The following is a 17488-nucleotide window of genomic DNA, read 5'->3' on the forward strand; positions in this document are numbered from 1 at the left end:
TTTCGGAATTTTTTACTTCTATTTTGTAAGCTGTAAAACGGATTGCTACAAAATTCATTAACCAAATAACTTGCTATCATGAAGAAAAAACTGCAGCGGGCAGCCATGCCGGCCATGCGTGAAATGTTCTTTACATTCCTCCTTCTTGTATTTTTCTCCTTTAGTGCTGTTGCTCAAACGGTTACCGGTAAAGTAACAGACGCCGCCGGAAAAGAGCTGCCCAATATCTCCGTATTGGTAAAAGGCAGCAATACCGGTACCAGTACCAATGCTGCCGGTCAATACAATATCACCGCAGCATCCAACGCTGTACTCATATTCAGTTCTGTTGGCTTTGCCAGCCAGGAAGTAAAAGTGGCTGGCCGTACCGTGGTAAATGTGGTACTGACAGCAGACAGCCGCAATATGAATGAAGTGGTGGTGACTGCACTGGGTATCAGCAAACAATCAAGAGGCCTTGGTTACGCTGCCTCGAGTGTAAAACCCGAAGAACTTTCTGTCAACAGAACACCCAATCCCATCAATGCCCTGCAGGGAAAAGTAGCCGGCGTTAATATTTCCGGCATGGGTACCGGCCCGGGAGGGTCTTCCAAAATACGCATCCGTGGACAATCTTCTATCTCGGGACAGAACAGCCCGCTGATCGTTATCAACGGCGTACCCATCGATAATTCCAACTCCAACAGCAATGCTGAACCCGGCGGTAATGTTAACGGAAGTACTGTGGGCGTAAAAGGCGGCGGTGTGTATTCTGATGGAGGTGATGGTTTATCCAGCATCAACCCCGATGATATTGAGAATATGACCGTGCTGAAAGGCGCCGCAGCTGCAGCTTTGTACGGATCAAGAGCAAAGGATGGTGTAATAATGATCACCACCAAAACAAAAGGCAAGGGAAAAGGTATTGGTGTAAGCTATAACATCAATTACACCAACGAAACGCCTTTGGACTATACGGATTATCAAAAAGAGTATGGGCAGGGTGAAAATGGTGTAAGGCCAACAACCGTAAATCCAACATCTGGCCAATGGTCTTTCGGCGAAAAGATACAGCCCGGTATGACGCAAACATTATTCAACACCTCCAATATTCCATACGAAGCGCAGGGCAGCCGTATAAAAGAATTTTACAGGCACGGACAAAACTTAACGAATACGGTTACACTAAGTACAGGCGGTGATAAAGGCGGCTTATATCTTTCGCTGGTGAATACCGACAACAAAGGCATTGTTCCCAATAATACTTTTAACCGTAAAGGCATGAACCTTGGCTTTAGTTATAACTTAACGGATAAGTTCAGCTTTATGGGTAATGTGAATTATACCAATGAAAAAAACACCAATCCACCTAATATCGCCAACCAGGATAATTCCATCCCTACCACATTAATGGCCATGGCCAATACCATGCCTTTGAGTGTGCTGAATGATAATAAATACAATGCACAAGGGAATGAATATGTTTATTCCCGCTTTACCAACCGTACCAATCCTTACTGGGTAATGGTAGAACAATTCCACAATATCAAACGCGACAGGATATTCGGCAATATCTCTGCTAAATACAATTTGCTTCCCTGGTTATTTGTACAGGGAAGATTTGGGCAGGATTATTTCAGTCGTGATGAAGACGTAAATAATTTTCCCACCGGGCAGGCATCACGCCCACTCGTTACAGGCTTTGCCAATGGTATCTATACACAGGAATCACGCCGTTTCAGGGAAACCAACCTGGATTTCTTACTATCTGCCAATAAAAAATTCAAAGATTTTGAAGCCACGCTAACAGCAGGGGGTAATAAAATGAAAAGGCTGCTGGATATAAACAACGTACAGGTAACCGACTTTTTTGTAAGGGGATTGTACTCCGTTCAGAACGGTCGCTCAAAGGATCCTGTATACACGCTGACAGAGCAGGGTGTAAATTCATTGTATGCTTCGGGTGAAGTATCCTGGAAAAGAACCCTGTACCTGAATGGTACAGTAAGAAATGATTGGTTCTCTACACTGTCACCCGAAAACAGGAGCATCGCTTATCCTTCCGTTTCAGGCTCCTATGTTTTTTCCGAAAGTCTGCCCAAACAAACCTGGCTTGACTTTGGAAAAATAAGAGTGGGTTATGCGCAAGTGGGCAGTGATGGTGATGTAGCGCCTTATTCAGGCCAGCTTTTTTACGCGGTAAATGCCAACCTGATCAATAACAGTTCTGGTGTACCCGTTCCCGTTAGTACAAGTGGCAACTCTATACCCAATCCTAATTTAAGACCAAGCCGTGTTACGGAAACAGAACTGGGTATGGAATTAAAAATGTTCAAAAGCAGGGTAAACCTGGATGTGGCAGTATATAAAAAAACAACCCGTGACCAGATCGTACAGGTACAGGTGTCCGATGCTTCCGGCTTTGTAAATACCCGTATAAACAGCGGCGCCAGCAGCAATAAAGGATTTGAAGCAATGTTGACGCTGGGTATTGTGCAGCACAAAAATTTTACCTGGAATTTTACCGCCAATACTTCTTATAATAAAACAAAAGTGCTGAGCATCATCACCAATACACCCGGTGAAAGGATAACCATCGGCACGCATACATTCAATGGCGAAGTAAGGCATGTGGTGGGCCAGGAAATGGGGCAGATAGCCGGTTATGGATATGCCACAGATGCAACAAAAGGAAATCAAAGGATCTTCCAGGCAAATGGCTTACCGCTGCGTACTTCCGACCTGGTTTTATTCGGAAGCGCTTTGCCTAAATGGACCGGCGGGTTTTTAAATTCATTCAATTATAAAGGCATTACGCTTGCTGTTTTCATTGATTATAAACTGGGCAATAAAATGTTGTCGGGCACCAATTTCAATGCTATAAGGGAAGGCCTGCATAAAATGACACTCGAAGGAAGAACATCCGGCGTGGTAGGACAAGGGGTGAACCAGAGTGGTGGTGTAAATACAGTTGTAGTACCGGTGCAAACCTATTGGGAACACCTGCGTTCGCAACAGATCATTGAGCCGGTTATTTATAATGGCGGTTACTGGAAACTGCGCCAGCTGAGCATTGGATATGATCTCACCAAATACGTTCCTGTTAAATGGCCTTTCAAAGGGGTAAGACTTGACCTCGTGGCCAATAATGTTTTGATCATTAAAAAATGGGTGGACAATATCGATCCTGAAACCTTTGGCTTTAGTTCGGATAACCAGGTAGGGCTGGAGTCGCCCGGCCTGCCAACAACAAGAGGTATCGGTTTGAACCTGAACATTAAATTTTAAAACTCAAGATCATGAAAAAAATATTGCATTATAGTTTCCTGCTCACCATATTGATGATAAGTTCCTGCGATAAAGGCCTGGACGACCTGAATAAGAACAAGACCAGTCCCACTTCAGTAGATCCTGTTTTTTTGCTGAACAATGCGATCATCAATTCTTCCTTTCCTGTAAAAACACTGGTGTTCGATATGGGTATCGTACAGCAAATGGTTACACCCAATGGCGGTGTATTGGCCGGCGCCAATTTTAACCAGGACAGTCGCGACATTACCCAATTGCCTATATGGGCTGTGTATTACCAGAATGTGATCAAATACAATTACGATGTGATACAGAATACAAAGAGTAACACTGCCAGGAGCAACCTGTATAATATGGCGAGGATATACCAGGCCTATGCCTTTATGATATTGACCGATGAATATGGCGATATACCTTTTACCGAAGCGGGTACGGGATATAGTAACCAGTTGCTGCTGCCAAAATATGATGGCCAGCAGGGGATCTATACCAAGATCATACAGGAGCTGACAGAAGCATCGGCTGCATTGAGTGCCACCGGCACCATCGAAACTTCGGATGTATTGTACAGCGGCGATATTGCCAAATGGAAAAAATTCGGGTATTCGTTACTGTTACGTGCAGGCATGCGGCTAAGTAAGGCCGATCCTGCCAAAGCGCAAACAACAGTGGCAGCAGCATTTGCAGGTGGGGTGATATTGACCAATGCAGACAATGCCTATATCCGCCACGATGCTAATTACAATCAACCCATTGGTGGCATATTGAATGGTAGTGAAGCTGCTAACTTCTACCTGACCAAGCCATTTGTAGACCAGTTAAAAAACACCAACGACCCACGCCTCTCCGCTATAGCCGTCCGTTATGTAGGCGCCACATCCGGTAATGGGCAAACTGCAGCAGCCGGCTCCACCAATGCCGCACAGCAGATAGGAATGCCTATGGGAAAAGATAATGGCACCATTGTAGCGCAGGCTACAACAGACGGACTGGCTTCTTTTTACGATTACAGCCAGGCCGACCGCAGGAGAATTGTAAAAACAACTTCCCCGGTATTTTTAGTAAGTGCGGCACAAACCAATTTGTTGCTGGCCGAAGCAAGGTTCAGGGGCTGGGTAACAACCGGCACCGCAGCACAATATTTCAGCGATGGCATAAGGGCGCACATGGACCAGATGGCCACCTACGATGCCAATACGGCTGTTGCAGCAGGTGCAAGAGATACTTATGTTACTGCCAATCCATTGGTGGTAGGTACCGAACTGCAGCAGATCAATACACAATACTGGATCGCATCTTTTTTGAACGGGCCCGAAGCATTTGCAAATTTCAGGAGAAGCGGTTTCCCTGCATTAACCCCCAATCCTTACGGACAGCCCAATAATCCCGATGTACCCAATGGAACTTTTATCAGGAGGCTTACTTATCCCACTTCAGAACTATCTGTAAATACAACCAATGTAAATGCAGCGATCGCGGCGCAGGGAGCAGATAAACTAAGTACCAAAATATGGTGGGACAAGCCATAAAAAACGCACAGCAGTTGATTCATATACGCGGCAAAAAAGGCCTTTTGTTTCTACATAAGGTCTTATTTTTTCTCTTCTTAAATTTTAAAAACTCTTACCCGATAAATTGACCATATACGATCATTGCATTAACTTTCCTGTTGATAATGTTAATGCAGGTGTTACAAATCATCAGTCATGAAAAAAAAATTGCGCAGCCACGATTGGTTTGGAAGAAAAGATAAAGACGGGATCATTTACCGCAGCTGGATGAAGAACCAGGGTATGCCGCCCGACCTGTTTGATGGCAGGCCGGTAATTGGTATCTGCAATACCTGGAGCGAATTGACGCCCTGCAATGCACATTTACGCGACCTTGCCGAAATGGTGAAAAGAGGCGTGTATGAAGCAGGCGGATTTCCGGTAGAATTTCCTATCATGTCGTTAGGAGAAACATTACTGAAACCAACCGCCATGCTGTTCAGGAACCTCGCCAGTATGGATGCAGAAGAATCCATCCGGGGTAATCCTATTGATGGTGTGGTGCTGTTGACCGGTTGTGATAAAACAACACCTTCTACTGTAATGGGTGCATCGAGTGTGAACCTGCCTACAATTGTTGTACCGGGTGGACCGATGCTGAATGGAAAATATAAAGGCACAGATATCGGTTCGGGTACGCATGTATGGAAGTTTGATGAAGATATGAAGACCGGTAAGATGACGCAGGAAGAATGCACCATTGCCGAAAGTTGCATGAGCCGCAGCGTGGGCCATTGCATGACGATGGGCACGGCCTCTACAATGGCCTGTATGGTGGAATCATTGGGATTAACATTGCCCGGCGCCGCAGCTATACCTGCAGCCGACTCCAGGAAAAAAGTAATGGCACAGTTAAGTGGCAGGAGGATAGTGGAGATGGTAAAAGAAGATCTTACCATATCAAAGATACTCACCCGCGAAGCATTTGAAAATGCCATCAAAGTAAATGCAGCAGTAGGAGGTTCTTCTAATTTTATTATTCATTTAACGGCTATTGCAGGAAGGATAGGAGTAGAACTGAACCTGGAAGATTTTGATACATTGGGAAGTAAAATTCCGCTCTTATTGAACCTGATGCCATCCGGAAAATATTTGATGGAAGATTTTTATTATGCAGGAGGATTACCGGTTATATTAAATGAACTGAAAGACCATTTACATAAAAATGTGATCACAGTTACAGGAAAAGGTCACGAAGCAAATATTAAAGGACTCACGGAATGTTATAATGAAAATGTAATTGCTACTTACGATAAACCTTTAATTGCAGAAGCCGGATGCGTGGTGCTGAAAGGAAACCTGGCAACAAATGGCGCAGTGATGAAACCTTCTGCCGCAACGCCCGCTTTAATGAAGCACAAAGGCCGTGCAGTAGTGTTTGAAAGTATTGAAGACTATCATAAACGCATAGACGATCCTGATCTGGATATTGATGAGACCTGCGTGATGGTATTGAAATATGTGGGCCCTGTGGGTTATCCCGGTATGCCCGAAGTGGGGAATATGGCATTGCCCAAAAAATTACTGCAGAAAGGCATTACCGATATGGTACGTATCTCCGATGGACGAATGAGCGGCACCGCTTATGGAACGGTGGTATTGCATGTGTCTCCCGAATCTGCTATTGGCGGGACGTTGGCGCTGGTGAAAAATGGTGATATCATTGAACTGGATGTATCAGCAAGAAAAATTAATTTAGCTGTAACAGACGAGGAGCTGGAAAAACGAAGAGCCGCATGGGCCGCACCAAAGCCTGCAGCTGAAAGAGGTTATGTGAATTTATATGTAAAACATGTGATGCAGGCCGATAAAGGAGCCGACCTTGATTTTTTACAAGGCAATTCCGGATCAGAAGTTACCAGGGATTCTCACTAAATTGTTGATATGAAAAAATTGCTTGCATTCCATCTTCTTTTAATTACGATGCATTGTTCCTTGCATGCGCAGAACAAAATGATCGGCACTGTAGAACGGATCGATCCTGCACTGGATGCTATCATCAAACCCGGGGCACAGGCCGAAATAATTGCAGAAGGGTTCAACTGGTGCGAAGGCCCGCTGTGGCTGGAAAAAATAAATGCGCTCATCTTTTCTGATGTTCCCGAAAATAAAATTTATAAATGGACCGCTGCTAAAGGAACGGAATTGTATTTGATGCCTTCGGGTTATACAGATACCGTAATAAAACGCAAAGGCGAAATGGGCAGCAATGGTTTAACGTTGGATAATAAAGGCCGCCTGGTATTATGCCAGGATGGCGACCGGCAGATGGCATGGATGAATGCACCGCTTGCAAAACCAGCCCCCAATTTTGTGCACATTGCATCAAAGTATAAAGGCCTGCGTTTCAGCAGCCCGAATGATGCGGTGTACAATCACAATGGCGAATTGTTTTTTACCGATCCTCCGTATGGGCTGGAAACACAACGGGATGATGATCCAAAAAAAGAAATAAAATTCAACGGCGTATATAAAGTAAAAAAAGACGGCACAGTTATTTTACTCATCGATACTTTGCCAAGGCCCAACGGCATTGCATTTTTACCGGGCGATAAAAAACTCATCGTCGCCTGTTCTGATGGACGCAAACCCAATTGGTATGTATATGATGTAAAAGGGGATTCGCTCACCAACGGAAAAATATTTTACAGTACCGTGGGCGCACCCAAAGGCGTAAAAGGTGCACCGGATGGTTTGAAAGTAGATACAAAAGGCAATGTGTTTGCCTCCGGCCCTGGTGGAATATGGATTTTTAATAAAGATGCGAAATTGCTGGGCAAATTACATTTGACAGAACAGGCATCTAATTGCGCCCTAAGCAGCGACGAAAAAACTTTGTATATTACCAATGATATGTACGTATTGAGATTTAAAATGAGGGATTAAAATAAATTACGCATGAAATTATACAGAACAAAGACAGGCATTGTAATAGAAAAAGAAAATAAATTTTACCCGGTCAAAGAAGAGAACTGGGAGTTGTTTGTGAATAATGACGACCTGTATGTAAAGCTCGAAAATCTTACACAGTCATTATCACCCGCAGGCAAAGAATTGATCAATGAAATAACAGCACCCATGGGCAGCGGGCAGGAACTATGGGCCTGTGGTGTAACTTATTTAAGAAGTAAAGTGGGCAGGCAGGAAGAATCAAAAGCAAGTGGCGGTGCCGATTTTTATGCAAAAGTGTATGAAGCAGAAAGACCGGAAGTATTTTTTAAATCAACAGCGCACCGGGTGGTGGGCGAGGGGGCAAAAGTAAATATCCGCAAAGATTCCACCTGGGATGTACCGGAGCCGGAATTGACTTTAGTGGTAACATCATCCGGCAAGATCATCGGCTATACTATTGGCAACGATATGAGCAGCAGGAGTATTGAAGGAGAAAATCCATTGTACCTGCCGCAGGCAAAAACCTATGATGCCTGTGCAGCAATAGGTCCCTGTATTTATGTAACAGAACAACCGCTTGACAGCAGTACGATGATAACACTGGAGATATCAAGAGAAGACGCGGTAGTGTTCAGCGATACCATTGCTATCAGCCAGATGAAAAGAACGCCGGAAGAACTGGTGGGCTTTGTATTCAGGGAATGCAGTTTTCCGTATGGCTGTTTGATCATGACCGGAACAGGTATTGTACCGGGCAGTGATTTTACTTTACGAAGTGGTGATATCATTAAGATCAGCATCGATCATATCGGAACATTAACCAATACCGTGCGTTAACAGCATGACTTTTCTCATCATCATTTTTGCGATTGCCCTGCAGGTTTTTCTAACCATAAAAAAGGTGAGCCCTTTTTTATCCCTGATAATTGTTTCCATCACAGCCGGTTTATTATTAGGATTAAAACCGGAAGAAATACTCAAGTCAATAGAAAAAGGTGTTGGCAGCACATTGGGTGGTTTGGCACTCGTGATCTGCCTGGGTGCTATACTGGGAAAGATACTGGAACAGAATGGCGCTACAGAAAAAATATCCACCACATTGATCAATGCATTCGGTACAAAAAATATCCAGTGGGCAGTAATGGTCACCGGATTTTTAATAGGCATACCATTGTATTATAATGCAGGTTTCGTGATACTCGTGCCATTGGTATTTACACTGGCACGCAAAACAGGTTTACCATTATTATACATCGCCGTACCAATGGCCGCAGCACTATCCACTACGCATTGTTTTTTACCGCCTCATCCCGGCCCCGTTGTGTTAGTAAATGCTTTTAAAGCCAACATGGGCAAAGTATTATTGTATGGAATACTAATGGCAATACCTGCTGTAATAATTGCAGGCCCGTTGTTGGGAAGATTTCTGCAAAAAATAAAAGTAGATACCACGGCCTCATTTGCAGGCGAAGAAATAAATGCAAACAAAACATTACCCGCAGCATTCCCCAGTTTTATCATCGCATTGCTGCCGGTGATACTGATAACACTCGCAGTAATAGCCGCTAATTTTTTACCGGCCAACACAGTCCTGCAAAAAATATTATTGTTCACCGGCGATTCCACTATCGCATTACTGATAGCAGTATTGCTGGCCATTTATTATTTTGGTATACGGGCAGGCAAACCAATGGAAACCATGATGCGGTCACTAAGTGATGCAGTCTCCGGCATCGCCATGATATTACTGATCATAACAGCAGGCGGTATTTTTAAACAGGTGTTGATCGATAGCGGCACCGGTGATTATATCGCCTCCTTCAGCAGCAAATGGCAAATGCCGCCTTTATTATTCGGGTGGCTCATCACAGCCTTGCTGCGGGTAATGATCGGCTCGGCAACCGTAGCAGGTATTACAGCAGCAGGAGTGGTATCACCATTAGTAGTAAGTGGTGCAGCATCGCCGGAACTGATGGTGCTGGCAGTAGGAGCGGGCAGTGTATTCGGTTCGCATATCAACGATTCAGGTTTCTGGATGTATAAAGAATTCTTCAAACTCTCCTTAAAGCAAACCTTCCTTTCGTGGACGGTAATGGAAACCATTATCTCGCTCGTGGGCCTGGCAGGGGTGTTATTGCTGGATATGATCGTTTAATCATTCTATAAAATAATAGAAAGCTGTAGCCTTAGCTTGGTTGCATAAAAAAAGATCCCACTGCAATTGCAATGGGATCTTTTATTTAAAGCGCTTATAAATTATTCGCCTTTAGGTTCTTCTTTACCTTCAGATGCAGCTGCATCATTTTCCATCTTAGCTTTTAAGTTAGCTAAAACGCCCAGGTCGCCTAAAGTTGATTTTTCTACTTTGCTTTGCAGGTTCTTCACTGCTTTTTTAGTGATCTCAGCATCTGCTCTTTTTTCTTTTGCAATTGCTTGTTTTTCTTCTTCGATCACCTGTTCCCAGATACGGGTATGGCTTAACACGATACGTTTGTCGTTACGGTCAAACTCAATTACCATGAACTGTGCAGTTTCATCAGCACCAACAGTTTTACCATCTTCCTTAGCTAAGTGACGGCTTGGAGCAAATCCTTCAAGGCCATATGGCAATTGTACTACAGCACCTTTATCGTCTTTTTTAACAACGGTACCTTCGTGGATGCTGCCAACAGGGAAGGTAGATTCCAGGGTGTTCCATGGATCTTCTTCGATCTGTTTGTGACCTAACTGCAGTTTGCGTCCTTCTTTATCAATGTTCATGATAACCACATCGATAGTTTCGCCTACTTTAGTGTATTCGTTCGGGTTATTGAAACGTTTTAACCAGCTCAGGTCGCTGATGTGGATCATACCACCAATACCGGTAGCCAGTTCCACAAACACACCATAAGGAGTGATGTTCTTAACAACACCTTTATGTTTACTGCCTTCAGGGAAAACAGTTTCAATATTGCTCCATGGATCTTCAGTCATTTGTTTGATAGAAAGACTCATTTTGCGGGTATCTTTATCCAGGGTAACTACTTTAGCTTCGTATTCGTCGCCCAGTTTAAAGAATTCTTTTGCATTGATAGGAGTGTTGGCCCATGTAATTTCACTTACGTGTACCAAACCTTCCACGCCCGGCATGATTTCCAGGAATGCGCCGTAGTCTTCAATGTTCACCACTTTACCTTTTACAATTTCACCTTCTTTCAGGCCTTCAGATAAAGTATCCCAAGGATGAGGAGTCAATTGTTTCAGGCCAAGGCTGATACGTTTTTTATCATCATCAAAATCCAGTACCACCACGTTCAGTTTCTGATCCATTTTCAATACTTCGCTTGGGTGGTTGATACGTCCCCATGAAATATCAGTGATGTACAGTAAACCATCTAAGCCGCCCAGGTCAAGAAATGCACCGAAGTCAGTGATGTTCTTGATAGTACCTTCCAGTACCTGGCCTTTTTCCAGTTTACCCATGATCTCGGCACGTTGTGCTTCGATATCACTTTCAATAAGCGCTTTATGAGAAACAACAGCATTCTTAATGGCTTCGTTGATCTTAACCACTTTAAATTCCATTGTTTTGTTTACGAACTGGTCGTAATCAGTAACAGGTTTAACGTCGATCTGAGAACCTGGTAAGAAGGTTTCCATACCAAATACATCAACGATCAAACCACCTTTAGTTTTGCTGGTAACCAAACCGGTAACAATTTCACCAGTACGGTGTACTTCCATGATCCTTTCCCAAGCCCTTGTAGTGCGTGCGTTCTTGCGGCTCAGGTGCAGGTTTCCTTCCCTGTCTTCTTTTTCCACCACCATTACTTCAATCACATCACCTACTTTAACGCCACCGGGAATATCCCTGAATTCGTTCAGAGAGATCAAACCATCGCTTTTAAAACCAATGTTCACCACAGCATCAGTTTTGGTTAATGATTCTACAGTTGCCTGTATCATTTCACCATCATTGATCTGTTTGAAAGTGTTGTCGTAAACAGTATCATACTTTGCTTTTTCAGCAGCAGAATAGCTGGTTACATTTCTTTTGTCAACGCTCCAGTCAAAATCGTCGTGAGCGGTAGCCACAGTTTCAGCAACCGGGGCCTGTACAGGCACGTTTGTTGTCGCAGCAGTTTCAGCAGCCGGAGCTGATGACCCTTCCTGTGCATCTGCGTTTAATTGTTTAAAAATATTGAAAGACATAAATTAACCCCGTGGTTTTTTGAACGGGACGGCAAAGTTACTAAAATATACCCGTTTTTGTCAAGATAATATCAGCCTTTTTTATAATGAAATTCAGCCTGGTTGCAGTAAACTGGCAACTTGTATAACAGGTTGTAAAACAGCAGGGTATAAAAAAGGCCCCCCGGTATCGGGGGGCCTTATATTAGATCAACGAATTGTTTATCTTAAGACTTCGGCTCTGCCTACGGCCAGCCTGTTGCCATTAATATCAACAACTTCTACCCAGTAAACACCAGTACCAAGGTTCCTGATATCTACATCCATTCTTCCGTAAGGAGCAGCAATAGAGTATGTTTTAGCAAATACTCGTTTGCCTCTTGCGTCATAAACGTTCAGACCACGTGGCAGGTTAACGTTGTTTGCCACGCTGTGGTACCTAACCTGGAATACACCATTGTTAGGGTTAGGATAAACGAATACTCTGCCGCTTACTGAGTCAGTAATGGTGATAGAGTTAACTGAATTGTTCGTACAACCGTTTACGTCCGTTACTCTCAGGGTGTATGTACCTATACCGCTTACATCCACCAGGATAGAACTTGCAGCCTGGTTAGGAACTGCAACGCCATCCTTGAACCATGTATAAGTAGAAGCTGCCGGCGTAACTGTTGAGAATACAGTGGTCCTTAAACCAGGGAACAGTTTCGTGAACGGTGAAGCATTCAGAATAATGGTTGGTAATGGGTTAACGGTCAGTTTAACGATCCTGGAGATAGAATCACGGCAACCTGCGGTATGAATAGAATCCTTGTACAGGTATCCGTTCATTGAAACAGGAGGAGCAGAGATGGTTAATGTACCGGTTTGAGCACCAGCATATACACCACCGTTACTTACATTACCCCATGTGTTACCGTTATCAGTACTTACTTTCCAGTTGTGAGCAATAACAGATCCGGCTGCTACAGTAGTAAAGCTGGTTACCTTATCTGTACAAACCGCCGCATCCACAGGTTGAGTTGGGAATGTGATCGGAGTGTTAACAGTAACAGGTACCTGTGTTGCATTAGATACACAACCAACAGTTGGGTATTTGAAACTAATGCTGTAACCACCGGCTAAGTTACCGGTATCACCACCAAAGTCATCCACGATGAACAACTTCCAGGTTCCGTTAAAGTTACCTGTAAACATTGCTAAAGCAGGGTTTGGCTGTACAACAGTACCAGGACCAGGAGCAGGCCAGTTATCAGGTTCAACACCAAAGTTAGGATCAACCAGGTTAGTTGGGTGATAAGTACCTGAAGGAGTAGCACCAGTAGTTAACAATGGACCTGCATCGTTAAATACAAAGGTGTTATTGTTCAAAGCATTACCAAATCCGATATCAGACATCAGGATCACATTCTGACCAGAAGGAGATTGTAACAGGATGTCTATATCATCAGACCAGGTATGGCTCAAACCATTCAGCGTTACTGAAGTTACAGATGCACCGGTAGTTGGTAATCCTGTAACACTGATGTTAGAAGGATATGGGCTACCTGGTGAACCGTCACCAGTAGAAACTGAAGCTGTGTTAGAGAATGTAGGAGTTGCATCAGGTCCAACACTTGTAACAGTTACACTGTAAGTAGTGCTGGTAGCTGGCTGTGCATATACTGTATTAACAGCAGTACCTGCAACATACGGCGTACCTGTAGCATTCAGATATAATCCTGTAGCAGGAGTCCAAACACCAGAAGCTGGAACACCATACAGGTAGTCAAATGAAATTGACCATGATGTAAGTGTACCCACATCACCACCACCACCATCGGCCATAGCTAATGTCCATACGCCGTTTGGTGTGCTGTATAACTGGTTCCATGCAGTAGCTGCAGAAACATATCCGTTAGGATTGTTAACAGTAGCGATAGCTGCATTGATCATATCAGCTTTAAATGTACCGGTGATTGGCTGAGAAGCTGCACTGCTGAATGCTGCAGTACCTGCTGAGCTTACAACAGTATTTACAAAACCAGTGTTAGGATAAGTACCCGCCTGGTTACCTGTACCTGTCAGGTATTTATCCAGTGCAAGGATCTGTCCGTTTGGAGCTTTAAGGTTAAAGATCATATCACCGCAATAAGTGTGCGGCATGTTGATAGTAACCCTTACGTTCGTAATAGCAGCTGTTGCAGGCAATGGCACAGTAATATCACTGTGTGCACCTACAGCACTGTTATCCGGAACCGGAATGCTCACTGTACCAGAACTATAAGTGTCTGTGAACGCAGTTGGTGTCAGAGACGAAGTGATAGTTAATGGAACAGCAGGGAAACCTACGCAGGTTGTAACCGAAGCAGGATTAACTGTCGGAGCTGCCGGTTTGTAATTCACATCTATTTTAAGTGTACCGATACAACCTGTAGTACCGTTGGTACCAGTTATTGTATAAGTAGTATTTACTGCAGGAGCAGCGTATACAGTAGCAGTAGGAGTACCTGCAACATAAGGAGTGGTAGCTGCAGCGTTGGTGTATAAACCAGTTGCAGGAGACCATGTATATGTTGTAGCACCACTTGCAGTGATCAGGGTACCATTGGTACCTGCTATACCACCGCAGATTGGGCTTGCAGGAGATACTGTAATAACAGGCAGTGGGTTCACGGTCAGTATCGCACCAACAGAGTTAGCTGCCGGAGGACATGTGCCGCTCACTACACAACGGTAACGGTAAGTATTAAACGAAGCCGGTACGTTGGTAATGGTTAATGTATTGGTAGTAACACCACCGTAAGGGGCACCCGCAGGAATGTTGGTATAAGTAGCACCGTTATTAGTGCTTACCTGCCACTGATAACTGATACCTGCACCTGTACCTACAATGCTGAAGGTAGCAGTGCTTCCCTGGCAAACCGTTAAGTTGGTAGGCTGAGAAGTAACTGCCGGTAACTGGTTAACTACGATAGTAACCGCTCCGGTAGTCTGGCAACCATTTGGAGCCGTACCCAGTACTGTGTACGTAGTGGTTGTCATTGGAGAAGCCGCGATCGGGTTACCGGTAGAAGAGCTGATACCTGTAGTAGGAGACCATTGGAAAGTATATCCTGCCGGAGGTCCTGCAGGTACTGTCCAACCTACAGCAAGGCTCCAGCTTGTGATAGTTCCAACATCACCACCAGCATTATCCCTTGCAGCAAATGACCATGTGCCATTAAGGTTAGCGGTACCGGTATTGTATAGTGGCAAGAAGGTGGTTGCTGTTGGTATAAAACCAGTAGGAGGAGCAGCACCTAATGCACCATCCGGAGCAAACGTTCCGGTAAATGGAGCGCCTGCAGCAGGAATTACTGTAGTGGAAGTAGAATTGATAGTGGTGTTTACAAAGTTATCACCTGTACCGCCTTTTGCGTTCACCAGGTTCAGTACCTGGCCGTTAGGAGATTTCAAGAACAGCGTAAGATCACCATCCCATGTGTGGGTGATATTGAAGTTAACGCTGGCACTTGTTCCGGTAGCACCTGCAGGAACAGTTGTGATATTTAAATTAGTGCTTACACCAGTTGCACTTGCATCGGGTATTGCTACCGATATAGGGCCAGAAGCTGCAGTAGCAGTTCCGTTTGTAGGAGCACCAATAATAGTTAATAAAGTTGGGTCACCCGCACAAAGAGGAGTGCTTGGGTTAGCCGTTACTGTAATACCTGCAACAGTAGTTGGAGATACAGTAATAGTAGGTGTACCACTGTTACCTGTACCGATACAGCAAGGATTGCTGGCAACGATCACAGAAACAAGGCTGTAAGTAGTAGTTACAGCAGGAGTAACCGGTATTTGGTTACCGCTGGTATAATTAAGAACTGTAAAGTCCGGACCTACTGAAGGATGGATAGTAACGTTATAAGTGTATGACGGATCCCCACCAGTCATATCAACTTTTAAGTTAGCTGTAGAACCTGTACAGGTATTTGGATTGATGAGCGGGAATGTAGTATACACCGCGTTATCAATACCAATGAAATCAGAGTTGGCACCAGTAGGGCCACCACCTGTAACATAATACCTGAAACCTAATCTGCCCGGGATACCAGCTGCTGGTAAACCAGACATAGTAACAGTATACTGTGTCCATGAAGTTGGATAACCGGTTCCGGTCAGGTTCGGGTTGATATCAACCAGTAAGGTTGTATAATCACCTGTGCTTGATTCGGTGGTACCAACGTTGGTGCCGGTATTGGTTGTATTTAACCATAACTGCAACCTGTCAGGGAAAGTACCTGTAGTAGTACGAGTATAGAAAGAGAATTTATCCCCGTTTCTCATGGTTGCGATCGCCGGAGTAAACATCCAGTCACTGATAGTACCTGTACCTGCAGTGTTGTTGAAGTTTGCAGAAGCAAAACCAACACCACTCTGAGGAGCAAATACCAGAGAGTTGGTTTGAGACCAGTTGGTAAGACCAATTGGGTTACTCAGGTTCTGGATAGGCCATCCTGCAGGAGGAATAGTGCCATCAAAACCTTCAGCGAACAGGTTAGATGCAGGACCAGGGATCTGTACCTGGCTCAATACAGATGAAGTAGGAGCCTGGCAAGGAGGAGGAGGAGTACAGGTCAATCCTGTTACAGTCATAGTGTAAGAAGGACATTCTGTACTGGTCAAAGCAGCCATTAAAACTAATACCACAGTCTGGTTAGCAGGCAGGGTAAAAGAATAAGTAACTGTTGCACCTGGAGACAGAGAGCTTGAACCACCATCTGCGATGTAGTTAGCGCAAAGGTTGTTTGGATCAAAGCTTCCGTTGTAAGCCACACCAAATACGTCACCACCACCAGCATTTGCAATGTAACTTACGGTTACGCACTGACTGGCGCAGGTAAGATTCTGGACGGTGTATTTGTCGTAATAATAAGGGCCGGTACCTGGGTTAAAGATACCAGGACAAACACCTTTTGGAGCAGCGCAAGTAGACGGAACACCATCACGGAAGAAACGTCCGTTGGTAAGTGTAAGGTCACTTGCAGTCAAACCACCGTTGTAAGTACATACGTCTTCAACAATGTTTGATGTAGGAAGTGAATTGGAAAAAATCTTTTCGGTAGGGATACCGGGATTTTTTGCCATTTTGGTAGCAATGATTTTGTTCATTGCCGGAACATCTGTCGGGCCATTACTGATACCCAACTTACTGTTTTGTCCAGTGACACGAACAGCATTTGCCACCGGGGTGGCAGGCGCCTTGATCACTTTGCCGCTAGCAGTTTTTCTCGATTTCTGCTGCTGCGCAAAAGAGATCTGCAGCGACATGCTCAAAACGAGTACCGGGAGTACCATCCTGAGCAAAAACACCTTGAACTCTTTTCGTGTAGTTGTTTTTTGCATAAAAAATGTTTTAGTTTGTTTGTGTACTTGAGAATAACCTGGAGAGACATGTTTTGGGGATAAAGCAGTGCAGTTCAGGTAGTACAGCATTAAAGGTAACAACTTTAACTTAATATTATGTAATTTTCAAACGCTTTTTTTATACAACCAGCGTCCGGTAAGATTTATGCAGAAAAAAGAATATATGTCGGCCTTTTCTATGAGGCCGGGCGGAAAAA

Annotated in this window: 8 protein-coding genes; 6 read left to right on the plus strand and 2 right to left on the minus strand. The window is 44.3% G+C overall.

Annotated features, from left to right (window positions below; all coding sequences use genetic code 11):
* Positions 1-78: 78 nt before the first annotated feature.
* The 6 genes from QM738_RS11195 (at position 79) to QM738_RS11220 (ending at position 9885) form a co-directional block, all read left to right on the plus strand.
* Positions 79-3267: a SusC/RagA family TonB-linked outer membrane protein gene (locus QM738_RS11195; protein WP_462276803.1), complete on the plus strand. Its 3189-nt coding sequence runs from the start codon at positions 79-81 to the stop codon at positions 3265-3267.
* A gap of 11 nt (positions 3268-3278) precedes the next feature.
* The gene (locus QM738_RS11200) at positions 3279-4817 is read left to right on the plus strand and encodes a SusD/RagB family nutrient-binding outer membrane lipoprotein (RefSeq protein ID WP_462276804.1); all 1539 of its coding nucleotides are present in this window, start codon (positions 3279-3281) and stop codon (positions 4815-4817) included.
* 177 nt (positions 4818-4994) lie between these two features.
* Entirely contained in the window at positions 4995-6713 is a 1719-nt protein-coding gene (locus QM738_RS11205) for an IlvD/Edd family dehydratase (protein ID WP_462276805.1), read from the plus strand.
* A 9-nt stretch (positions 6714-6722) separates the two neighbouring features.
* Positions 6723-7724, plus strand: coding sequence for an SMP-30/gluconolactonase/LRE family protein (locus QM738_RS11210; RefSeq protein ID WP_462276806.1), 1002 nt, complete (start codon positions 6723-6725; stop codon positions 7722-7724).
* A gap of 12 nt (positions 7725-7736) precedes the next feature.
* A complete protein-coding gene (locus QM738_RS11215; protein WP_462276807.1) occupies positions 7737-8567 on the plus strand; it encodes a fumarylacetoacetate hydrolase family protein in 831 nt (276 codons plus the stop codon).
* Positions 8568-8571: 4 nt separating this feature from the next.
* Complete coding sequence (locus QM738_RS11220) at positions 8572-9885, plus strand: gluconate:H+ symporter (RefSeq protein WP_462276808.1); 1314 nt, start codon at positions 8572-8574, stop codon at positions 9883-9885.
* A 101-nt stretch (positions 9886-9986) separates the two neighbouring features.
* On the opposite strand, the gene rpsA is transcribed toward QM738_RS11220, so the two are convergent.
* On the minus strand, positions 9987-11921 hold the full coding sequence (gene rpsA / locus QM738_RS11225) for a 30S ribosomal protein S1 (RefSeq protein ID WP_462276809.1): 1935 nt from the start codon (positions 11919-11921) through the stop codon (positions 9987-9989).
* A gap of 201 nt (positions 11922-12122) precedes the next feature.
* Positions 12123-17270 carry a choice-of-anchor J domain-containing protein gene (locus tag QM738_RS11230; RefSeq protein ID WP_462276810.1) on the minus strand — a complete coding sequence of 1716 codons (5148 nt, stop codon included), beginning with the start codon at positions 17268-17270 and terminating at the stop codon, positions 12123-12125.
* Between the last annotated feature and the right edge of the window lie 218 nt (positions 17271-17488).

The sequence above is a fragment of the Ferruginibacter sp. genome, assembly GCF_049840995.1.
Lineage (GTDB): Bacteria > Bacteroidota > Bacteroidia > Chitinophagales > Chitinophagaceae > Ferruginibacter.